Origin of the sequence: Pseudomonas sp., from assembly GCF_051660785.1 — a bacterium.
GTDB lineage: Bacteria > Pseudomonadota > Gammaproteobacteria > Pseudomonadales > Pseudomonadaceae > Aquipseudomonas.
On record NZ_JBOFQE010000026.1, the window covers coordinates 21,796 to 43,748 of the forward strand.

At 60.9% G+C, this 21,953-nt stretch carries 19 protein-coding genes; 11 read left to right on the forward strand and 8 right to left on the reverse strand.

The features are described from left to right. Positions 1–8: 8 nt before the first annotated feature. Positions 9–1,502, forward strand: a complete 1,494-nt coding sequence (locus ACRC4F_RS06590; RefSeq protein WP_438658599.1) for an aldehyde dehydrogenase — start codon at positions 9–11, stop codon at positions 1,500–1,502. Between the two features lie 255 nt (positions 1,503–1,757). Next, entirely contained in the window at positions 1,758–2,903 is a 1,146-nt protein-coding gene (locus ACRC4F_RS06595) for an MFS transporter (RefSeq protein WP_438658600.1), read from the forward strand. Between the two features lie 168 nt (positions 2,904–3,071). Here the strand turns inward: ACRC4F_RS06595 and ACRC4F_RS06600 are convergent, their stop codons facing one another. Together ACRC4F_RS06600 and ACRC4F_RS06605 are read right to left on the reverse strand one after the other, a co-directional pair. After that, complete coding sequence (locus ACRC4F_RS06600) at positions 3,072–4,637, reverse strand: phospholipase D family protein (RefSeq protein ID WP_438658601.1); 1,566 nt, start codon at positions 4,635–4,637, stop codon at positions 3,072–3,074. Positions 4,638–4,697: 60 nt separating this feature from the next. Beyond that, positions 4,698–6,131, reverse strand: a complete 1,434-nt coding sequence (locus ACRC4F_RS06605) for a PLP-dependent aminotransferase family protein (protein WP_438658602.1) — start codon at positions 6,129–6,131, stop codon at positions 4,698–4,700. 179 nt (positions 6,132–6,310) lie between these two features. Between ACRC4F_RS06605 and ACRC4F_RS06610 the strand changes: the two genes are divergently transcribed. Then, positions 6,311–6,556, forward strand: coding sequence for a DUF1127 domain-containing protein (locus ACRC4F_RS06610; protein WP_438658603.1), 246 nt, complete (start codon positions 6,311–6,313; stop codon positions 6,554–6,556). Between the two features lie 126 nt (positions 6,557–6,682). On the opposite strand, the gene ACRC4F_RS06615 is transcribed toward ACRC4F_RS06610, so the two are convergent. After that, positions 6,683–7,975, reverse strand: coding sequence for an NAD(P)/FAD-dependent oxidoreductase (locus tag ACRC4F_RS06615; protein WP_438658604.1), 1,293 nt, complete (start codon positions 7,973–7,975; stop codon positions 6,683–6,685). Between the two features lie 147 nt (positions 7,976–8,122). On the opposite strand from ACRC4F_RS06615, the gene ACRC4F_RS06620 reads away from it, so the two are divergent. Beyond that, positions 8,123–8,476: a YkgJ family cysteine cluster protein gene (locus ACRC4F_RS06620; RefSeq protein WP_007947437.1), complete on the forward strand. Its 354-nt coding sequence runs from the start codon at positions 8,123–8,125 to the stop codon at positions 8,474–8,476. Between the two features lie 140 nt (positions 8,477–8,616). Here ACRC4F_RS06620 and ACRC4F_RS06625 read toward each other — a convergent pair whose 3' ends face one another. Further along, a complete protein-coding gene (locus ACRC4F_RS06625) occupies positions 8,617–9,105 on the reverse strand; it encodes an Lrp/AsnC ligand binding domain-containing protein (protein WP_010465173.1) in 489 nt (162 codons plus the stop codon). Between the two features lie 157 nt (positions 9,106–9,262). Here ACRC4F_RS06625 and dadA point away from each other — a divergent pair, with 157 nt between their 5' ends. The 6 genes from dadA to ACRC4F_RS06655 all read left to right on the forward strand — a co-directional run bounded on the left by dadA (position 9,263) and on the right by ACRC4F_RS06655 (position 15,393). Next, on the forward strand, positions 9,263–10,567 hold the full coding sequence (dadA, locus tag ACRC4F_RS06630; RefSeq protein ID WP_438658605.1) for a D-amino acid dehydrogenase: 1,305 nt from the start codon (positions 9,263–9,265) through the stop codon (positions 10,565–10,567). Further along, complete coding sequence (locus ACRC4F_RS06635) at positions 10,539–10,892, forward strand: RidA family protein (protein WP_403099791.1); 354 nt, start codon at positions 10,539–10,541, stop codon at positions 10,890–10,892. The genes dadA and ACRC4F_RS06635 overlap by 29 nt, the downstream gene beginning before the upstream one ends. Before the next feature lie 96 nt (positions 10,893–10,988). Then, positions 10,989–12,062: an alanine racemase gene (alr, locus tag ACRC4F_RS06640; RefSeq protein WP_438658606.1), complete on the forward strand. Its 1,074-nt coding sequence runs from the start codon at positions 10,989–10,991 to the stop codon at positions 12,060–12,062. 128 nt (positions 12,063–12,190) lie between these two features. Beyond that, complete coding sequence (locus ACRC4F_RS06645; protein WP_007947433.1) at positions 12,191–12,739, forward strand: cupin domain-containing protein; 549 nt, start codon at positions 12,191–12,193, stop codon at positions 12,737–12,739. A 170-nt stretch (positions 12,740–12,909) separates the two neighbouring features. After that, complete coding sequence (locus ACRC4F_RS06650) at positions 12,910–13,335, forward strand: c-type cytochrome (protein WP_438658607.1); 426 nt, start codon at positions 12,910–12,912, stop codon at positions 13,333–13,335. 135 nt (positions 13,336–13,470) lie between these two features. Beyond that, positions 13,471–15,393, forward strand: coding sequence for an acetyl-CoA hydrolase/transferase C-terminal domain-containing protein (locus ACRC4F_RS06655; protein WP_438658608.1), 1,923 nt, complete (start codon positions 13,471–13,473; stop codon positions 15,391–15,393). A gap of 129 nt (positions 15,394–15,522) precedes the next feature. Here ACRC4F_RS06655 and ACRC4F_RS06660 read toward each other — a convergent pair whose 3' ends face one another. From ACRC4F_RS06660 to rep, 3 genes are all read right to left on the reverse strand, one after another. Next, a complete protein-coding gene (locus ACRC4F_RS06660; RefSeq protein ID WP_438658609.1) occupies positions 15,523–15,726 on the reverse strand; it encodes a hypothetical protein in 204 nt (67 codons plus the stop codon). Positions 15,727–15,794: 68 nt separating this feature from the next. After that, positions 15,795–16,367, reverse strand: a complete 573-nt coding sequence (locus tag ACRC4F_RS06665; RefSeq protein WP_109626693.1) for a xanthine phosphoribosyltransferase — start codon at positions 16,365–16,367, stop codon at positions 15,795–15,797. A 69-nt stretch (positions 16,368–16,436) separates the two neighbouring features. Further along, positions 16,437–18,446 (reverse strand): DNA helicase Rep, encoded by a 2,010-nt coding sequence (gene rep / locus ACRC4F_RS06670; RefSeq protein ID WP_438658610.1) that lies wholly within the window; start codon positions 18,444–18,446, stop codon positions 16,437–16,439. A 262-nt stretch (positions 18,447–18,708) separates the two neighbouring features. Between rep and ACRC4F_RS06675 the strand changes: the two genes are divergently transcribed. Further along, complete coding sequence (locus tag ACRC4F_RS06675) at positions 18,709–20,382, forward strand: putative bifunctional diguanylate cyclase/phosphodiesterase (RefSeq protein ID WP_438658611.1); 1,674 nt, start codon at positions 18,709–18,711, stop codon at positions 20,380–20,382. Positions 20,383–20,492: 110 nt separating this feature from the next. Here ACRC4F_RS06675 and ACRC4F_RS06680 read toward each other — a convergent pair whose 3' ends face one another. Next, positions 20,493–21,887, reverse strand: a complete 1,395-nt coding sequence (locus ACRC4F_RS06680) for a NorM family multidrug efflux MATE transporter (RefSeq protein ID WP_438658612.1) — start codon at positions 21,885–21,887, stop codon at positions 20,493–20,495. Positions 21,888–21,953 lie beyond the last annotated feature (66 nt).

The following is a 21,953-nucleotide window of genomic DNA, read 5'->3' on the forward strand; positions in this document are numbered from 1 at the left end:
ACACTCGAATGACCACCCTGACTCGTGCCGATTGGGAACAACGGGCCCGCGATCTGAAGATCGAAGGCCGCGCCTATATCAATGGCGAATACACCGATGCCGTCTCCAGCGAGACCTTCGAGTGCATCAGCCCGGTCGATGGCCGTCTGCTGGGCAAGATTGCCAGCTGTGACGCCGCCGACGCCCAGCGTGCTGTTGAAAACGCCCGCGCCACGTTCAACTCTGGCGTCTGGTCGCGTCTGGCACCGACCAAACGCAAAGCCACCATGATCCGTTTCGCCGGCCTGCTGAAACAGCACGCCGAAGAGCTGGCTTTGCTTGAAACCCTGGACATGGGCAAGCCGATCAGCGATTCCCTGTACATCGACGTTCCCGGCGCGGCGCAAGCCTTGAGCTGGAGCGGTGAAGCCATCGACAAGATCTACGACGAAGTCGCCGCGACGCCCCATGACCAATTGGGTCTGGTCACTCGCGAGCCAGTCGGTGTCGTCGGCGCGATCGTGCCGTGGAACTTCCCGTTGATGATGGCTTGCTGGAAACTGGGCCCGGCGCTGTCCACCGGCAACTCGGTGATCCTCAAACCGTCCGAAAAATCGCCGCTGACTGCGATCCGCATCGCCGCACTGGCCGTTGAAGCCGGGATTCCGAAAGGCGTGCTGAACGTGCTGCCGGGTTACGGTCACACCGTCGGCAAGGCCTTGGCCCTGCACAACGACGTCGATACCTTGGTGTTCACCGGTTCGACCAAGATCGCCAAGCAATTGCTGATCTACTCCGGCGAGTCGAACATGAAACGCGTCTGGCTCGAAGCCGGCGGCAAGAGCCCGAACATCGTGTTCGCCGATGCCCCGGACCTGCAAGCCGCGGCCGAAGCGGCGGCGGGTGCCATCGCCTTCAACCAGGGCGAAGTCTGCACCGCCGGTTCGCGTCTACTGGTCGAGCGTTCGATCAAGGACACCTTTCTGCCGTTGGTAATCGAAGCACTGAAAACCTGGAAACCGGGCAACCCCCTGGACCCGGCGACCAACGTCGGCGCGTTGGTGGATACCCAGCAGATGAATACCGTGCTGTCCTACATCGAGTCCGGCCATACCGATGGCGCCAAACTGGTGGCTGGCGGCAAGCGCACGCTTCAGGAGTCCGGTGGCACCTACGTTGAGCCAACGATTTTCGACGGCGTGACCAACGCGATGAAAATCGCCCAGGAAGAGATCTTTGGCCCGGTGCTGTCGGTCATCACTTTCGACTCCGCCGAAGAGGCCGTTGCGATTGCCAACGACACGCCGTACGGCCTCGCCGCAGCGGTGTGGACCAAGGACATCTCCAAGGCCCACCTGACCGCTCGTGCGCTGCGTGCCGGTAGCGTGTGGGTCAATCAATACGATGGCGGCGACATGACCGCACCGTTCGGTGGCTTCAAGCAGTCGGGTAACGGCCGCGACAAGTCGCTGCACGCGTTCGACAAGTACACCGAGCTGAAGGCGACCTGGATCAAGTTGTAAGCCGTTAAAGGGAGCCTGCCAAATCAGGCTCCCGATTGAACAAATCCCTGTGGGAGCAAGCCTTTGTGGTGAGGGGATTTATCCCCGTTCGGCTGCGAAGCAGTCGCGAAATCGGCGCGCACGGCGTATCTGATACTCCGTTATTGCAGGTTTTGGGGCCGCTGCGCGACCCAACGGGGATAAATCCCCTCGCCACAAAGGCTCGCTCCCACAGTGTTTTGTGTTGTACATAAAATATCCACAGGAGCGTGGAACATGCGTTGGGCGACTTATTTCGCCGTGTTGGCGTCTGTCTTGAGTGTCGGCCTGGCCCTGGGTGTCAGTATGCCGCTGGTGTCGTTTCGCCTGGAAAGTTGGGGTTACGGCTCGTTTGCCATCGGCGTAATGGCCGCAATGCCGGCCATTGGCGTGTTGCTGGGGGCAAAGATCTCCAGCCATCTGGCCTCCCGTCTTGGCACGGCCAATCTGATGCGCCTGTGCCTGTGGGCCGGGGCGGTGTCCATCGGTTTACTGGCGCTGTTGCCGAGTTACCCGATCTGGCTGCTGTTGCGCCTGATGATCGGCGTGATCCTGACCCTGGTTTTCATCCTCGGCGAAAGCTGGATCAACCAACTGGTGGTCGAACAATGGCGCGGACGATTGGTGGCGCTGTACGGCAGCAGCTATGCGCTGAGCCAGCTGGCCGGGCCGTTGCTGCTGGGTGTTCTGGGCACCGAACACGATTACGGATTCTGGGTCGGCGTCGGTTTGCTCACCGCGGCACCGTTCCTGTTGCTGGGCCGCAGCGGCGCACCGACCAGCGAAGCCTGCAGCGTGACCTTCAGCGATTTATGGGGCTTCTGTCGGGGGCTGCCGGCGATTGCCTGGGCGGTGTCGCTGTTCGCGGCATTCGAAGCGATGATCCTGACCTTGTTACCGGTCTACTGCCTGCGTCAGGGTTTCACCACCGAGATCGCGCTGGCGATGGTCAGCACCGTGGTGGTGGGTGATGCCTTGCTGCAACTGCCGATTGGCGCGCTGGCGGATCGCTTGTCGCGACGCACGCTGTTCACCGGTTGTGCGGTGGTGTTGCTGATCTCGAGCCTGGCGATCCCGTTGCTCATCGACACGCTGCTGATCTGGCCGTTATGGGTGCTGTTTGGTGCCAGCGCCGGGGGATTGTTCACCTTGTCGCTGATCCTGATCGGCGAGCGCTATCGTGACGATGCGCTGGTGCGGGCCAATGCGCATATCGCGCAGTTGTGGGGGATTGGTTGTCTGGTCGGACCGTTGGCCGCTGGTGCAGGCAGCCAGTGGATCAGCGGGCATGCGTTGCCGTTGCTGATGGCGGCGGGGGCTTTCGGGTTGGTAATTTTGTTGAGGCGCCAAGGCGCGTTTGGCACGGTTGCCGAGCCTGCCTGAGCACACGACACAAAACCTGTAGCGAGCGAGCTTGCTCCCGCTGGGGTGCGAAGCGGCCCTGAAATCAGGCACTGCCAATTGTTCAGGCAGAACGCATATGCCGATTTGCGACTGCTGCGCAGTCGAGCGGGAGCAAGCTCCCTCGCCACAATTGATCGCGACGCCTGACTACAACATCCGCTCCAGGCCAACCGCGGTGCTCAACCAGGAATTGACGCGGCGCCAAAAGCTTCCCGGTTCCTTGGTCAGCGTGTGCATTTTGCCGTCGTCTTCCGTCTCCCAGACGATCCGGTCATTTTCCAGTTTCACCTGATAACTCAGGGGCGGCGCCATACCCTCCATGGCCGCCTTGCGCACATAGACGGCGAGCTCAGGGCTGTCCACCAACACACCGACTTCGGTGTTCCACAGCACCGAGCGCGGGTCGAAGTTGAACGAACCGATGAATGATTTCTGCCGGTCGAAGATCATCGCCTTGCTGTGCAGGCTGGAATCGGAACCTCGGTAGGACTTGCGGTAGAAAATCGGCCCGCTGCCGCCACCTTCGCCGGGCTGGCGACGCAGTTCGTATAACTTCACGCCGTGTTCCAGCAGCGCTCGGCGATAAGGCGCATAACCGCCATGCACGGCCGGCACGTCGGTCGCTTCCAGCGAGTTGGTCAGCAGGCTGACGGAGACTCCGGCATCGGCCCGACCGGTGAGGTACACCAGCCCCGGCTGCCCCGGTACGAAGTAGGCCGAGATCATGATCAGCTCTTTGCTGACGCCCTTCAGCTCAGGTGCGAGTTGTGTGGTCAGCAGCAAATGCGGGTCAGGCTCGCCGTCTGACAAGACCTTGCTCGGCGCATCCCACAACGCCTGGTTCCACGCCCAGATCAGCTCCCGGCGCCAGATGTCCAGGCGTGGCCTGGTGGTGTAAGTCATCAACTGCTGATACAGCGCGTGATTCTGTTTGCGTGTCTCTTCCAGCGATTCTTCCAGGCGGGTGCGGGTATTTTGCAGGTCCTTTTGCGTCGGTTTGGTCGACAGGAATTCGTCAATCGGCTTGCTCAGCGCGCTGTTCCAGTACTGGTCGAAGCTGTGGCCAAGCTGCTCGGCCACCGGCCCGACGCCGAGCATGTCGATGTCAGTGAAATTCAGGTTGGGCTCGGCATCGAAGTATTCGTCTCCCAGGTTGCGCCCGCCGACGATGGCCGCGCTATTGTCCGCCAGCCACAATTTGTTGTGCATGCGCCGGTGTTGCAGCGACAGGTTGAACAACCGGCCCATGGTGCGCGTCACGCCCGTGGCGCGGCCAAGGTGCAGCGGGTTGAACAGGCGGATCTGGATCTGCGGGTGCGCGGCAAGGGTCGCGATGATCCAGTCCAGGCCGTCGCTGGTGGTGTCATCGAGCAGGATTCTCACGCGCACGCCGCGATCCGCCGCCTTGAGCAATTCGTCGACCAGCATGCGAGTGCTGATGCCGTCGTGGACGATGTAGTACTGCAAGTCGAGGCTGCTTTGGGCGTTGCGGATCAGCTCGGCGCGGGCCATGAAGGCTTCGCTGCTGTTGGACAGCAAACGAAAGCCGGACTTGCCCTCATGGGGCGCGGCCTGGGCCTGGATTGAGCGACCGAATGCCGAGTCGCTGGCAGGTAAGGCCTGACTCGGTTCGCGCTGAACATCGAAGCTGGCGCAACCGCCCAGGAACGAGGCGAGTAGCAGAAGAGCGAGCAGGGGCTGTCTGACTCTCACGTGGGATCGTTCCGATTGGCGGCAAATGTCGGCATATGGACGCTGCTTTCCTGAGAAAGGTCAGTCAGTGATGTAATCCGTTTCCGCCAGCAGTTTGATCGCTGCAGCGCCGACCTTGCGCACAGCCTCTTCGATCAGCGGTGTTGGCTTGGCAGCGTAGTTCATCCGCAGGCAGTTGCGGTACTTTCCCGAGGCGGAAAAGATGCTGCCGACGGCAATCTGTACGCCTTGGTCGTGCAGGGCGCGATTCAGTTTCAGGGTGTCGAAGCCGTCCGGCAGTTCAACCCACAACATGAAGCTGCCTTGCGGGCGGCTGGCGCGGGTGCCGGCAGGGAAATAGCGGGTGACCCAGTCGATCATCAGGTCGCGGTTGCGCTGGTATTGCGTGCGCATCCGCCGTAGATGCGGTTCGAAATGCCCGGCCTTGAGGAATTCGGCAATTGCGATCTGCGGTTGCGGGGCCGTGGAACCGGTGCTGATGTATTTCATGTGCAGCACCCGTTCCAGATAGCGGCCCGGCGCGACCCAGCCAATGCGCAGGCCAGGAGCAAGGGTCTTGGAAAAGGAACTGCACAGCAGGACACGGCCATCCTCGTCGAAGGATTTGATCGTGCGCGGGCGGGGGTAGCTGTAGGAAAGCTCGCCATACACATCGTCTTCGATGATCGCCACGTCGAAACGCTGTGCGAGCGTCAACAACGCGCGTTTGCGCGATTCCGGCATGATGTAGCCCAGCGGGTTGTTGCAGTTGGGCGTCAACTGTATGGCCTTGATCGGCCACTGCTCCAGGGCCAGTTCGAGGGCATCGAGGCTGATCCCGGTGATCGGGTCGGTGGGGATTTCCAGGGCTTTCATGCCCAGGCCCTTGAGCGTCTGCATGGCGCCGTGAAAACTCGGCGAGTCCACCGCCACAATGTCACCCGGATTGCAGATGGCGCGAATGCTGGTGGACAGCGCTTCGTGGCAACCGGTGGTCACCACCAGGTCGTGGGCCGTCAATTGGCAGCCGGAATCGAGCATCAGGCGGGCGATCTGTTCGCGCAGTTCGAGGGTGCCGTAGATGTTGTCGTAATACAGACCGGGCATGTCCTGCCGGCGGCTGATTCGCGCCAGGTTGCGCAGCAACGGTTTCATGGTCGGCGTGGTGATGTCCGGCATGCCGCGGCCCAGTTGCACGACGTCCTTGCGCGGGACGGCGCGAATCAATTCCAGCACCTGATCCCACTGCGAAATGTCCACCGGACGCTGGGCCGGGCGACCAATGGCCGGCAGCTCCGGCAGTTCGCGACCCACTGGGACGAAGTAGCCGGACTTGGGTTTTGGCGTCGCCAACCCACTGTCTTCCAGCACGCGATAAGCCTGCTGCACTGTGCTCAGGCTAACCCCGTGCTCGACACTCAATGCCCGCACCGACGGCAGCCGGTCACCGGGGCGATAAAAGCCCTGTTCGATACGCATGCCGAGCAATTCCGCGAGATTGACGTAAAGGGTCATGGTGCAGTCTCGGTGTGGGTGATTCGGTTAACCAGTACAGATGGGTCGAAATTATAGGATTCAGACGCCGAACTGGAAAATCTGTATGGAATTAATACGGGAGGTTTGAATCTGTAACGCTTTTCACCGTCCGCGCATCATGAAAGCTCTGGCTACCCAAGTAAACAGGAGCAATCAAAATGAACGGCTTGAGCGATGTGCGGCTGATGATTCACAGTCAGGAGCTGGCGGCAGGGCAAATCAACGGCGCACGCGAGGCGCGCTTGCGCAATGCACCGCCCGGCCTGAGTCGCTGGGGTCTGTTCTGGCATCGTCTGCACACGCGCAAGGCGTTGCTGGAGCTGACGCCGCAGCAGCTCAGGGATGTCGGGTTAAGTCGGGAGCAGGCGCGGGAGGAAGGGCTTAAGCCTTTCTGGCGGATCTGAGTCTTGCGCAGTCCGTGCGGCCCAATCGCGAGCAGGCTCGCTCCCACAGGGGGGATATGTGATCGACACAGACCCTGTGGGAGCGAGCCTGCTCGCGATTGGGCCCGAAGCAACACAGGTAATCCCTCAGACTAACTCTTTCAGCCGATGCCACAACATCCCCAGCGCCAACAACGGCGAGCGCAAATGCTTGCCCCCGGGGAAGGTGATATGCGGCACCCGGGCAAACAGATCAAACCCGCCACCCTGCTGCCCGCTGATCGCCTCGGCCAACAACTTGCCCGCCAAATGCGTGGCATTCACCCCATGGCCAGAGTAAGCCTGAGCGTAATACACATTCGGCTGGTCCTTCAGCCGGCCGATCTGCGGCAGTCGGTTGGCGCCGATGCCGATCATCCCGCCCCATTGATAGTCGATCTTCACCCCACCCAGCTGCGGGAACACTTCCAGCATCTTCGGCCGCATGTACGCGCCGATGTCCTTCGGATCGCGGCCTGAGTAGTGGCAGGCACCGCCGAACAGCAAGCGTCGGTCCGCCGAGAGTCGGTAATAATCCAGGGCCACCCGTTGATCGCAGACCGCCATGTTCTGCGGCAGCAGTGAGTGCGCCAGTTCTTCACTCAAGGGTTCAGTGGCAATGATGTAGCTGCCGGCGGGCAGCACTTTACCGCTGAGTTCCGGATTGAGTTCGTTGAGGTAGGCGTTGCAGCCCAGCACCAGCGTCTTGGCGCGAACCGAGCCTTGTGCGGTATGGACCTTCACTTCCGGGCCGTAATCGATGCGTGTCACCGCCGAGTGTTCGAACAGCTGCGCGCCCAGCTGCTGCGCGGCGGCCGCTTCGCCCAGCGCCAGGTTGAGCGGGTGAAGATGCCCCGAGCCCATGTCGATCAGGCCGCCGACGTAGCGGTCCGATCCCACCACCGTGTGCATTTCGTTGGCTTGCAACAGCCGGGTTTCGTAGCGGTAGCCGAGGCCGCGCAGCTCTTCGGCATCTTCGGCGAACCCTTCGAGGTCGCGGGGCTTGTTGGCCAGATCGCAGTAACCCCAGGTCAGGTCGCACGGGATCTGAAAACGCTCGACGCGCTGGCGGACGATTTCCACCGCTTCCAGGCCCATGAGTTTCATCTGGCGCACGCCGTCTGCACCGATCACGCTGGCGAACTGATCGAGGCCATGGCCGACGCCGCGAATCAACTGCCCGCCATTGCGTCCGCTGGCACCCCAGCCGATCTTGTGCGCTTCCAGCAGCACCACGCTGAAGCCACGTTCGGCCAGCTCTAGCGCCGTGTTCAGTCCGGAAAACCCGCCGCCGACCACGCACACGTCCGCCACCAGGTCGCCTTGCAGCACCGGATGATCGGGCTGCGGCAGGCTGCTGGCGGCGTAGTAAGAGGCGGTGTGCTGGGCACGGGCATTCATGTGAGCGTCCCTGATTCGTGTGTCTATAAAATTTGACGGAGCATAAGCCGGACCTTCCGGCGCGGGCAACATCGGTCGGTTGATGCTGTCTGGATCGCGGTTTTTGCTTCAGAATCCCGGCCTGTCCCGCTTTTGGTTATCGCTTCGATGAGCTGCAACAGTCAGAAAATCCGCACGCTGCGCCAGCAGATTCCCTCTTTCGAGTGCGTGCCCGGCTGCCATGACTGCTGCGGGCCGGTGACCACCTCACCGGAAGAAATGTCCCGCCTGCCGCGCAAGACCCGCGCCGAGCAGGACGCGGCGATGGATGAACTCAACTGCGTGCACCTTGGGCCCAACGGCTGCACGGTGTATGACGAGCGGCCGCTGATTTGCCGATTGTTTGGCACCACCAAGACCTTGCCATGCCCGAATGGGCGGGGGCCGGTGGAGCTGATTCATCCGCGGGTGGAGAAGCAGATTCATGAGTACATGGCTTCTACTCGGCAGGTCCTCGTCTAAGGGAAGACCGAGTTGCCTGTAATCGCTAGCAGGCTCGCTCCCACACTGGATCTGTGTCGTACGCCGAATTTCTGACCACTGAAGATCAACTGTGGGAGCTTGCCTGCTAGCGATGGGGCCCGAACAGACACCGCAAAACCTCAATCCGGAATCGGCAGGCACAAACTCTCCTTAACCTCTTCCATCACGATATAGCTCTTCGATTCCCGCACATGTGGCAGCTTGAGCAAAATATCGCCGAGCAATTTGCGGTACGAAGCCATCTCGGAAATCCGTGCCTTCACCAGGTAGTCGAAATCCCCTGACACCAAATGGCACTCCAGCACATGCGGAAGTTTCAGCACCGCGCGTCGGAACTCTTCGAAAGTATCACCGGATTTGTAGTCGAGGCTGATCTCGACGAACACCAGGAGACTACCCTTGAGGTGCTGCGGATTGAGGCGGGCGTTGTAGCCCATGATGATCCCTTCGCGCTCCAGGCGCCGGACCCGCTCGGTACACGGCGTGGTCGAGAGCCCGACCTTTTCCCCAAGCTCGGTGAAGGAGATGCGCCCGTCCGCTTGCAGGATCCGCAGGATGTTGCGGTCGATCTTGTCCAGCTCACGTTTGGTTTGAGTGTTGGTACGCATAGGGGATGCGCCTCCGTGAAAAGGGTTTTTGCCGAGAATTCTCGCCAAATATAGGCAGTTATATAGTGAAAAGCACTGCCTGATCTTTTTTAAACTGCGCACATCATTGCTCGACAACTACGAACGTCAGCGGCAAGCCGCGATGAGGGATATGAAAATGCGCGTTATGGTCTTGGGTAGCGGCGTCATCGGTACCACCAGTGCTTATTATCTGGCGCGTGCCGGATTCGAAGTGGTGGTGGTGGACCGTCAGCCGGCCGCTGCCATGGAGACCAGTTTCGCCAACGCCGGCCAGGTGTCGCCAGGTTATGCCTCGCCGTGGGCCGCACCGGGCGTGCCGCTCAAGGCCATCAAGTGGTTGTTGCAGCGCCACGCGCCGCTGGCGATCAAGGCCACCGCCGACATCGACCAATACCTGTGGATGGCGCAGATGCTGCGCAACTGCACTGCCAGCCGTTACGCGGTGAACAAAGAGCGCATGGTCCGTCTGTCCGAGTACAGCCGTGACTGCCTCGACGAGTTGCGCGCTGAAACCGGCATTGCCTACGAAGGCCGCAGCCTCGGTACGACCCAACTGTTCCGCACCCAGGCCCAGCTGGACGGCGCCGCGAAGGATATTTCAGTACTGAAAGAGTCCGGCGTGCCGTTCGAACTGCTCGACCGCGCCGGCATTGCCCGCGTTGAGCCGGCCCTGGCCAATGTCACCGATATCCTCGCCGGTGCCTTGCGCCTGCCGAACGACCAGACCGGTGATTGCCAGATGTTCACCGTGCGGCTGGCCGAAATGGCTGTGAAACTGGGCGTGGAATTCCGCTTCGGCCAGGACATTCAGAAACTGGACTTCGCCGGTGATCGCATCAACGGCGTGTGGATCGACGGCAAGCTGGAAACCGCTGACCGCTACGTGCTGGCACTCGGCAGCTACTCGCCGCAACTGCTCAAGCCGCTGGGCATCAAGGCCCCGGTGTATCCGCTCAAGGGTTACTCCCTGACTTTGCCGATCACCAACCCGGCGATGGCCCCGACTTCGACCATTCTCGACGAAACCTACAAGGTCGCGATCACCCGTTTCGACAATCGCATCCGCGTCGGCGGCATGGCTGAGATAGCCGGTTTTGACCTGTCGCTGAACCCGCGTCGGCGCGAAACACTGGAGATGATTGTCAACGACCTTTATCCTCAGGGCGGCGATCTGGCTCAGGCAAGTTTCTGGACCGGTCTGCGTCCGACCACCCCGGACGGCACGCCGATCGTTGGCGCCACGCCGTTCAAGAATCTGTTCCTGAACACCGGTCACGGCACACTCGGCTGGACCATGGCCTGCGGCTCGGGCCGTTTGCTGGCTGACCTGATGGCGAAGAAAACGCCGCAGATCAGCGCCGAAGGCCTCGATATTTCTCGTTATGGAAACAAGACCCAGGAGTCCGCCAAACATGTCAATCCAGCGCCAGCTCACCAATGAGCGCATGAGCCAGATCGTTGTCCACAGCGGCACCGTTTATCTGGCAGGGCAAGTCGGCGACGACATGAGTGCCGGGATTGAACAGCAGACCCGTGAAACCCTCGCCAACATCGAGCGTTTGCTCGATCTGGCCGGCACCGACAAGAGCCGTTTGCTGTCGGTGACGATTTATCTGAAGGACATCGACGCACATTTCGAAGGCATGAACGCAGTGTGGGACAAGTGGCTGCCAAAAGGCGTCGCTCCGGCCCGCGCAACGGTCGAGTCGAAGCTGTGCGAACCGGAAATCCTGATTGAGTTGTCGGTGGTCGCCGCTCTGCCGTAAGCCTGTCAGAAAGATCCCTCTCCCGGTGCTGTTGGCGGTTCACGCCGTCAGCCAGCGCCGGTTTTTATTCCCATGACCGCCTAGAAGCCTGCCGCCATGCGTCCAGCCCGTGCCCTGATCGACCTTCAAGCCCTGCGTCACAACTACCGGATCGCCCGTGAAATCACGGGGGCCAAGGCCCTCGCCGTGATCAAGGCAGATGCCTACGGCCATGGCGCGGTGCGTTGCGCCCAGGCGCTGGAAGCGGAAGCGGACGGGTTTGCCGTGGCCTGTATCGAAGAGGCTTTGGAGCTGCGGGCCGCCGGTATTCGTGCACCGGTGTTATTGCTGGAAGGTTTTTTCGAAGCCGATGAACTGTCGCTGATCGTCGAGCATGATTTCTGGTGCGTGGTGCACTCGTTGTGGCAACTCGAAGCCATCGAGAACGCCGCGTTGAGCAAGCCGATCACGGTCTGGCTCAAACTCGATTCGGGCATGCACCGGGTTGGCTTGCATCCAAAGGATTATCAGGCCGCCTATCAACGGCTGCTGGGCAGCGGCAAGGTGGCAAAGATCGTCTTGATGAGCCACTTCGCCCGCGCCGATGAGCTGCACGAGCAGGCCAGCATCGAACAGGTCGCGGTATTTGAAGCGGCGCGTCAGGGGTTGTCCGCCGAGGTCAGCCTGCGCAATTCACCGGCGGTGATGGGTTGGCCGCAGATACCGAGTGACTGGGTTCGCCCGGGCATCATGCTCTACGGCGCCACACCTTTCGAAGAAGCCAATGCCGTGGCATCGCGCCTGCAACCAGTGATGACCCTGGAATCGAAAGTGATTTGCGTGCGTGAACTGCCGGCCGGCGAGCCGATTGGTTACGGCGCCAAGTTCATCACTCAGAAACCGATGCGCGTTGGTGTGGTGGCGATGGGTTATGCCGATGGCTACCCGCGCCATGCACCGACCGGTACGCCGGTGATGGTCGCCGGGCAGCGCAGCCAGTTGATCGGCCGGGTGTCGATGGACATGCTGTGCATCGATCTGACTGATGTACCGCAGGCCGGACTGGGTTCGACTGTTGAGTTGTGGGGCAAAAACATCCTCGCAAGCGTAGTGGCCGCAGCCGCTGACACTATTCCTTATCAGATCTTCTGCAACCTGCGCCGGGTGCCAAAGCTCTATTCCGAGGGTTAGCGGTCAACAGTCCGTGCCGGAAGTCGCCTCGCTGAACAGGATTCAGGCCAAAGTGTTGTAAATACTGAACGCTGTCGCCATGATAACGCTCAATATTTCTACAACCTGAATCCCTGGAGGCTCCAGCATTGGACGTCGGTGAACGACTGCAATCCATCCGTAAGCTCAAAGGTCTTTCCCAGCGTGAGCTCGCCAAACGCGCGGGTGTCACCAACAGCACGATTTCGATGATCGAGAAGAACAGCGTCAGTCCCTCGATCAGTTCGCTGAGGAAGGTTCTGGGCGGGATTCCCATGTCCATGGTTGAGTTCTTTTCCGAAGAAATCCTGCAGGAAAAACCGACGCAGATCGTCTACAAGGCTAACGAGCTGATCGATATTTCCGATGGCGCAGTGACCATGAAACTGGTCGGTCGGGCGCACCCGAGCCGCGCAATCGCTTTCCTCAATGAAATCTATCCGCCAGGCGCCGACACCGGTGACGAGATGCTCACCCATGAGGGCGAGGAAACCGGGATTCTGGTGGAAGGTCGGCTGGAACTGGTGGTCGGGCTGGAAACTTTTGTGCTCGAAGCCGGCGATAGCTACTACTTTGAAAGTACCAAGCCGCACCGTTTCCGTAATCCGTTCGATGCGCCGGCGCGACTAATCAGCGCAGCCACGCCAGCAAATTTCTAACAGAAGAGGTGTCCTGCCAGCACGGCAGCGACACCCGAAGGGTTTTTCCGCCGCGCAACAAGACCCCTTCGACTTTGGGGTTGTTTCAGTGCGGCGGGCTTACCGCTATACTTGCGCCCGCCTGCGAACCGTGGCCGTAGGCGTGACTAGCCACCATTGAGGGTGAACGCGTGAACCTAATTATGAAAATGCTGGCTGCACCAGCAACCGTATTGGCCCTATGGGCTGTCAGCGCTCAAGCTGCGACGAACGACGATATTGCAAAACGCCTTGAGCCAGTTGGCCAGGTCTGTGTGACGGGCCAAGAGTGCAAGGGGATGGAAGTCGCTGCTTCGGCGGGTGGTGGTGATGCCAAAACCCCGGATTCAGTGATTGCGAAACATTGCAACGCTTGCCACGGCACCGGCCTTTTGGGCGCGCCGAAAATCGGTGATACCGCCGCTTGGGGCGAACGCGCCAAGAAAGAAGGCGGTCTTGATGGTTTGCTCGCGAAGGCGATCTCCGGCGTCAATGCGATGCCTCCGAAAGGCACCTGCGCCGATTGCGCTGACGCCGATCTCAAAGGCGCCATCCAGAAGATGTCCGGCTTGAAATAAGCGTTCATCTGCAGCGAAAAAGCCGCTTGTGAGCGGCTTTTTTGTGCCTGCGATTTGCCGTGAGGACTATTCTTTGCAGCAAAGGCCCGGCAAGCTCGGTCCAACCCCAATTCACGGAATGTAAGGGAGGATCAGATGGTGCAGCTGTGTTCTATCGAGCAGGCGGTCGATGATGTGTTGGCACGGTTGCCGGCGCATATCCACATGGGCTTGCCCCTCGGCCTGGGCAAACCCAATCACTTCGTCAACGCGTTGTTCCAGCGTGTCGCGCAACTTCCCGAACGGCAGCTGACGATCTACACCGCCCTGTGCCTGGGCCGTCCTTCCCTGGGCGATGGTTTGCAAAAGCGTTTTCTCGAACCCTTCATCGAGCGAGTATTCGGCGATTATCCGGAGCTGGATTTCCTCGCCGGGCTGCAGCGCGACAACTTGCCGGCCAACATTCACATCCATCAATTTTTCATGCAGCCCGGCAGCCTGCTCCACAGCGCGTCGGCCCAGCAGGATTACGTCAGCAGCAACTACAGCCACGCCGCGCGGGACATCAATGCGGCCGGTTTGAACCTGGTGGCGCAATTGGTGGCGAGTCATTCCGAGCATCCCGATCGGCTCAGCCTGAGCTGCAACCCGGACATCACCCTCGACCTGTTTCCGATGATCGCCAAGCGCCGGGAAGCGGGGGAGACCATCCTGTTGGTGGGGCAAGTCCACAACGATTTGCCCTACATGCCCGGTGACGCCGAAATCGGCATCGACGCGTTCGACCTGCTGATCGACGAGAAGGACAACAGCACGTTGTTTTCCACGCCGAACATGCCCGTGGGTTTCCAGGATCACTTCATCGGCCTGCACGCCAGTACGCTGGTGCGCGACGGCGGCACCTTGCAGATCGGCATCGGTTCCATGGGCGATGCCCTGACCGCCGCATTGCTGGCGCGCCAGGCCGACAATGCCGGTTACAAGGGGTTGCTGGCGGATATCAACCTCAGCCAGTGGGCGCAGTTGATCGAGCGCGAGGGCGGCATCGATCCATTCGCCAAAGGCCTTTACGGTTGCAGCGAGATGTTCGTCAACGGCCTGCTGGTGCTGGCCGACGCCGGAATCATTCGGCGCAAGGTCTACCCGGACGTGCCGACCCAGCAACAGGCGAATGCCGGCACTCTCGACGAAGCCGCACAAACCGACGGCATCAGCGTGCATGGCGGGTTTTTCCTCGGGCCGCGCAGTTTCTACGAGCGCCTGCGCGAGCTGCCGCAAAGCAAGCGCCTCGAATTCAACATGACCCGCATCAGCTACATCAACGAGCTCTACGGTCAGGAAGAACTCAAACGCTTGCAGCGCGTGGATGCGCGCTTCATCAACACCGTGTTCACCATGACCCTGCTCGGTGCGGGCGTGGCCGATCAGCTCGAAAGCGGGCGGGTGCTGAGCGGTGTCGGCGGGCAATACAACTTCGTCGCCCAGGGCCATGCGCTGGAAGGCGCGCGGTCGGTGCTGCTCCTGCGCAGCTGGCGCGAGGCGGGCGGTGAGGTCAGTTCGAACATCGTCTGGGAATACGGCCACTGCACGATCCCGCGGCATCTGCGGGACATCGTGGTCACCGAATACGGCATCGCCGATCTGCGTGGCAAGACCGACGCGGCGGTGATCGAGGCATTGCTGAATATCAGCGACTCCCGGTTCCAGGCGGGGTTGATCGAACAGGCGCAGAACGTTGGCAAGTTGCCGAAGGGTTTCCGTATCGATCCGCGTTTTGCCGACAACAGCCCGGAGCGCTTGCAGGCGATTCAGGCGCGGCATTCGCAGCTGTTTCCGGAGTATCCGCTGGGGTGTGATTTCACGGCTGAAGAGCGGGACTTATTGCGGGCGCTGAACTGGCTGAAGAGCAAGTTCAAGCTGACGGAGATTCTGGAACTGGGCAAGGCTGCGCTGGATGCGCCCGAGGCTTCGGCGTTTCCCGAGCATCTGGAGCGGATGCAGCTGACCAACCCGGAAGGATTGAAAGAGGACCTGTTTCAGCGGCTGCTGCTCACCGGCCTAAAAGCCACCGCGCAATAACGCCCAACGCAAAACCAACTGTGGGAGCCAGCCTGCTGGCGATGGCTGTCTGTCAGTCATGAAGATGTTGACTGACACGACGCCATCGCCAGCAGGCTGGCTCCCACAGGGGAAATGCGGTGTGGCGGGTTATTCGATGAAGGTGACAACGCCATCCTTCAGCGACTGCACCCGAGCCAACGACTCAACCCGATAACCCTGCGCATCCAGTTCCGCACGCCCGCCCTGGAACGATTTCTCGATCACGATCCCCAAACCGGCCACGGTCGCGCCGGCCTGTTCACAAGACAACTGTGGGAGCCAGCCTGCTGGCGATGACTGTCTGTCAGTCATGAAGATGTTGACTGACACGACGCCATCGCCAGCAGGCTGGCTCCCACAGGGAAATGCGGTGTGGCGGGTTATTCGATGAAGGTGACAACGCCATCCTTCAGCGACTGCACCCGAGCCAACGACTCAACCCGATAACCCTGCGCATCCAGCTCGGCACGGCCGCCCTGGAACGACTTCTCGATCACGATACCCAAACCGGCCACGGTCGCGCCGGCCTGTTTAATGATCGAGATCAGCGCCTGGGACGCCTTACCGTTGGCCAGGAAGTCATCGATAATCAGCACGCGGTCGCTGCTGGTCAGGTGGCGCGGGGAGATGGCCACGGTGCTTTCGGTCTGCTTGGTGAACGAGTAAACGGTCGCCGACAGCAGGTTTTCGGTCAGGGTCAGGGACTGATGCTTGCGCGCGAAGATCACCGGTACGCCGAGGTTCAGGCCGGTCATGATCGCCGGGGCAATGCCCGAAGCTTCAATCGTGACGATCTTGGTAATGCCCGAGTCCTTGAACAGCGCAGCGAACTCGTCGCCGATCAGCTTCATCAAGGCCGGGTCGATCTGGTGGTTCAAAAAGGCGTCGACTTTCAAGACCTGATCGGACAGCACGATGCCTTGTTCGCGAATTTTCTGGTGCAGTGCTTCCATGAAGCTTTCCTCTACTGGCGCCGGGTGCGCCTAGCTTGTAAAAAGTGTTTGGTTAAAAAGTAGGCAATTCTAGCGCTTTAACATCGCGCGTATGTCAGCCAATGCGGTATTTCCGCGAACCGCTTTAACTTCGACCGGTGTGTCGTCGTTGCCTTCCCACGCCAGATCGTCCGGCGGCAGCTCGTCAAGGAAGCGGCTCGGCGCGCAATCGATGATTTCGCCGTATTGCTTGCGCTTGGCGGCGAAGGTGAAGGCCAGGGTCTGGCGGGCGCGGGTAATCCCGACGTAAGCCAGGCGGCGCTCTTCTTCGATGGTGTCGGCTTCGATACTGGAGCGGTGCGGGAGGATTTCCTCTTCCATGCCCATGATGAACACGTAAGGGAATTCCAGACCCTTGGAGGCGTGCAAGGTCATCATCTGCACGCCTTCGGCGCCATCTTCCTCTTCCTGCTGGCGTTCCAGCATGTCACGCAGGACGAGTTTGCCGATGGCGTCTTCGACGGTCATCTCGCCTTCTTCGTCTTTCTCCAGGGTGTTTTTCAGCGCCTCGATCAGGAACCAGACGTTGCCCATGCGGTAATCGGCGGCTTTATCGCTGGAGCTGTTGGTGCGCAGCCAGTTCTCGTAGTCGATGTCCATGACCATGCTGCGCAGCGCGGAGATCGGGTCTTCACCGGCGCATTGCTCGCGGACCTTGTCCATGAAGCGCTTGAAGCGCGACAGGCGATCGGTGAAGCGCGCATCCAGGTGTTCGCCCAGGCCGATTTCGTCGGTGGCGGCGTACATCGAGATTTTGCGCCCGGTGGCGTAGTTGCCGAGCTTCTCCAGGGTGGTCGAACCGATCTCCCGGCGCGGCACGTTGATCACCCGCAGAAAGGCGTTGTCGTCGTCCGGGTTTACGATCAGGCGGAAGTAGGCCATCAGGTCTTTCACTTCCTGACGCCCGAAGAAACTGTTGCCGCCGGACAGTCGATACGGAATCTGGTGGTGCTGCAGCTTCAGCTCGATCAGCTTGGCCTGATAGTTACCGCGATACAGGATCGCGAAATCGCTGTACGGCCGGTCGGTGCGCAAGTGCAGGGTCAGCAGTTCCACGGCCACGCGCTCGGCTTCGGCGTCCTCGTTGCGGCAGCGGATCACGCGGATCTCGTCGCCGTGGCCCATCTCGCTCCACAGCTGCTTTTCGAATTCGTGCGGGTTGTTCGAGATCAGTACGTTGGCGCAACGCAGGATGCGGCTGGTGGAGCGATAGTTTTGCTCCAGCATGACCACTTTCAGGGACGGGTAATCGTCCTTGAGCAGCATCAGGTTTTCCGGACGGGCGCCGCGCCAGGCGTAGATAGACTGGTCATCGTCGCCGACCACGGTGAACTGATTGCGCGTGCCGATCAGCAGTTTCACCAGCAAATACTGGCTGGCGTTGGTGTCCTGGTATTCGTCCACCAGCAGGTAGCGGACTTTGTTCTGCCATTTTTCGAGGATGTCGGCGTGTTCCTGGAACAGCTTCACCGGCAGCAGGATCAGGTCGTCGAAGTCCACCGCGTTGAACGCCTTGAGCGTGCGCTGGTAGTGGGTGTAGACGATGGCGGCGGTCTGTTCCTTGGGGTTGCGCGAGTTTTCCAGGGCTTCGGCGGGCAGGATCAGGTCGTTTTTCCACGAGCCGATCATGTTCTTGATCTCGTCGACGCCGTCGTCGCCCGCGTATTCCTTCTGCATGATGTCGGTCATCAAGGCTTTGACGTCGGTCTCGTCGAAGATCGAGAAGCCCGGTTTGTAGCCCAGCCGCACGTGTTCCTTGCGGATGATGTTGAGGCCCAGGTTGTGGAAGGTGCACACCGTCAGGCCACGGCCTTCGCCGCCCTTGAGCAGGGTGCCAACCCGTTCCTTCATCTCGCGCGCGGCCTTGTTGGTGAAGGTCATGGCGACGATGTACTGGGCGCGGATCCCGCAGTTCTGGATCAGGTGCGCAATTTTGCGCGTGATCACGCTGGTCTTGCCGGAGCCTGCACCGGCGAGCACCAAAAGAGGGCCGCCGACGTAGCTCACGGCTTCTTGCTGCCGGGGATTGAGTCGGGACATACGTAAATTCAGGAGTCAGTACGAAATGGGCCGGCATTTTAACAGGCTCAGCGAATTGTGCTGCTCTCTCCGACTTGTGACGTAACACGCTTTCTCTAATTGCCGGTTTTGATACTTTCAAGCAGGATGCGCGGTGAATTTGCGGCTAATGTTCGTATTCCAGACACAAAGCCACGTTTGATAACTGATGTCATTTGGTCATTGGTTGATGGCGCGGCATAATGCCTGCCGCCTACATCTTTGCAGAGTCTAGGGAGCTAGCTTGTCTACGCCTGTCGAACCCTTGCGTTTGCTGCTACTGGCCGAAGAGCCGGCGTGGACAGCGTTGTTGCGCGAGTGTCTGGCTCCGATGGGGAGCTCGGCCGTGCTGATCAGCGCGCCAAGCTGGGAGTCGGTCAGCAGTCTGTTCGATGACAACCGCAGCGCGGTGTTGTTGACGATTCCTGCGCTTCAGCCACTTCCTGGCCGTTGCAGCTTGCCGACGGTGTTATTGCTGGAGCACGAGCCACTGGCGCCGCCCGATGGCGTGAGCGACTGGCTGGTGCGCGACCATCTCGATCCCGGGATGCTGCGTCGCTGCCTGCGCCATGTGCGTGAACGCGGTTTGCTGGAAAACACCCTGCAACGCCTGGCCGAGCAAGATCCGTTGACCGGCATCGCCAACCGCCAGGGTTTCCAGACCTTGCTGGCCGCGCGTCTGGCGGAAAACGACGGTCGCGGGCTGGCCCTCGGTCACCTTGACCTCGACAACTTCCGTCACGCCAACGATGCCCTCGGTCACCAGGCTGGCGACCGCTTGATCCTGCAGGTGGTTGCGCGGCTGAAAAGCCAGCTTGAGGCCGGCGATCAACTGGCGCGGCTGGGCAGCGATGAATTCGCCCTGCTGATCGACACCCGCCGCGCGCCTCAGCGCGCCGAATGGATGGCCGAACGCATCACCGAAGCCCTGGCCGAGCCTTACTGGGTCGACGGCGAAAGCCTGCTGATCGGTTCCAGCCTGGGCATTGCCCACGCCCGGGCCCAGGCCGGCGCTGACCCGCTGATGTGGCACGCACACATCGCCATGCAGCAAGCCAAGAGCACTCAGGGCTGCACCTTCCACATCTTCAACGAACGCATCAATCGCAATGCCCGCAGCATGGCCGACCTCGAAAGCGAGCTGCGCCGGGCCTTGCGTCGGGACGAGCTGGAGTTGCATTACCAGCCACGCCTGAACCTGGAGGACGGCCAGATCGTCGGCCTCGAAGCCTTGGTGCGCTGGCGACATGCCGAGCGCGGTTTGCTGGCGCCCAGCGAGTTCGTGCCGCTGGCCGAGCAAAGCGGCCTGATCGTGCCCCTCGGTTACTGGGTGATTTCCCGGGCCCTGCGGGACATGCAGGCGTTGCGCGAGCGCGGTTTGCCGGCGCTGCACATGGCGATCAACCTGTCGTTCCGGCAGTTTCAGGACAGCCAATTGCTGTCGACCCTGAGCCGGCTGATTGCCGAGCGCGGCGTCGAGGCGCAATGGCTGGAATTCGAGCTGACCGAAACCGCGGTCATGCGGCGCAGCGATCTGGTCAAGCAGACCATGGACGCCCTCGGGCGCCTGGGCGTGCGCTTCTCGCTGGATGACTTCGGTACCGGGTTCTCCTCCTTTGTGCACCTCAACAGCCTGCCAATTGCGTTGCTGAAGGTCGACAAGAGCTTTGTCGGCGGCATGGAAGAGCGCGAAGAGAACCGCAAACTGGTCCACGCGATGATCAACCTGGCGCACAACCTCAATCTTGAAGTAGTGGCCGAAGGCGTGGAAACGGCGGAGCAACTGGATTTGCTGCGCGGGTTTGGCTGCGATCAAGTGCAGGGTTATTTGATCAGCAAGCCGTTGCCGTTGGCGGAGTTGGTTGAGTATCTGACGTTTGGCAGCAGCCAGCATCCCGCCCTGGAAGTCGTGGTCTAAACACGGATCAAAATGTGGGAGCGAGCCTGCTCGCGATGAGGCCGTGTCAGTTAACCATGATGTTGACTGACACTCCGCTATCGCGAGCAGGCTCGCTCCTACAGGGGATCTCACTCGGTCTGGGGGATGTCGAAACGCTTTGAAGACGGCTCCCGCCGAATCATCCGCTTCATCTTCCACTCAAACGCCAGCGTCAAACTCACCGCCGCACACGCCAGCCCCAGCGCCAACCCCCACCAGACGCCCGTCGGCCCCCAGTTCAGGTTGAACGCCATCCACCACGCGGCGGGCGCACCGATCAGCCAATAGCAACCCAGGCCGACCAGGAACGTGGTCTTGGCATCCTTGAGCCCGCGAATGCAGCCCATGGCGATGGTTTGCGTGCCGTCGAACAGCTCGAACCACGCCGCCACCGCCAGCAGGCTCACAGCCAGGTTGATGACGTCGCGAAATGCCGGATCGTTATGGTCCAGGAACAAGCCGATCAGCTGATTCGGCAGGAACCAGAAGACCATCGCGAAGCCGAGCATCGCCGCAGCACCGAACGCAATCCCGACCCGACCGGCCAACCGCGCATCCAGCAATTGCCCGGCGCCGTAATGCTGGCCGATGCGCATGGTGATCGCATAGGAAATGCCCGCCGGAACCATGAACGCCACCGATACGATCTGCAGGGCGATCTGGTGCGCGGCCAGTTGCGTACTGCCCATGGTGCCCATGCACAGCGCGGCGAACGCAAACAGCCCGACTTCCACCGCGTAGGTGCCACCAATGGGCAGGCCGAGGCGCCACAGCTCCTTCAGATACTGACGGTTAGGCCGCGACAGACCCTGGCGCAGCGGATACGCGTCGTAAGCCGGATGCCGACGGATGTGCAGCGCCAGCGCCACGGCCATCAGGTTGGCGACAATCGCGGTGACCAGCCCGATGCCCACCAGGCCCATTTTTGGCAGGCCGAACATCCCGGTGATCAACGCATAGTTGAGCAGAAAGTTAGCCACCGTGCCGCCGAGGCTGATGACCATCACCGGCGTCGCCCGGCCGATGGCGCTGGTGAAGCCGCGCAGGGCCATGAAGCTCAGGTAGCCGGGCAGGGCAAACGGCAGGATCAGCAGAAACTGCCCGGCGGCCTGGACGTTGGTTTCGGTCTGGCCAAACAGCAGCAGCACCGGTTTGAGGTTCCACAGCAGCAAACCCGCCACCAGCGCCATCAACCACGCCAGCCACAATCCGGCCTGGGTCAGTCGCGCAGCGCCGACGATGTCGCCCGCGCCCTGACGGATCGCCACCAACGTGCCGACCGCCGCGATCACGCCGATGCAGAAGATCGACACGAACGAATACGTCGCCGCGCCCAGGCCACCACCGGCCAGCGCTTCCGGACTCAGGCGCGCCATCATCAAGGTGTCGGTGAGGACCATCAGCATGTGCGCCAACTGCGAGGCAATCAACGGCCCCGCCAGCCGCAGGATGGCCCAGAGTTCGGTACGTGCTGGATGCTGCATGGTCATCACGCCTCGATTATCAGAGAGAACAGGAGAGAGCCGATTCTCGGCGCTCTGCGGGCTTTT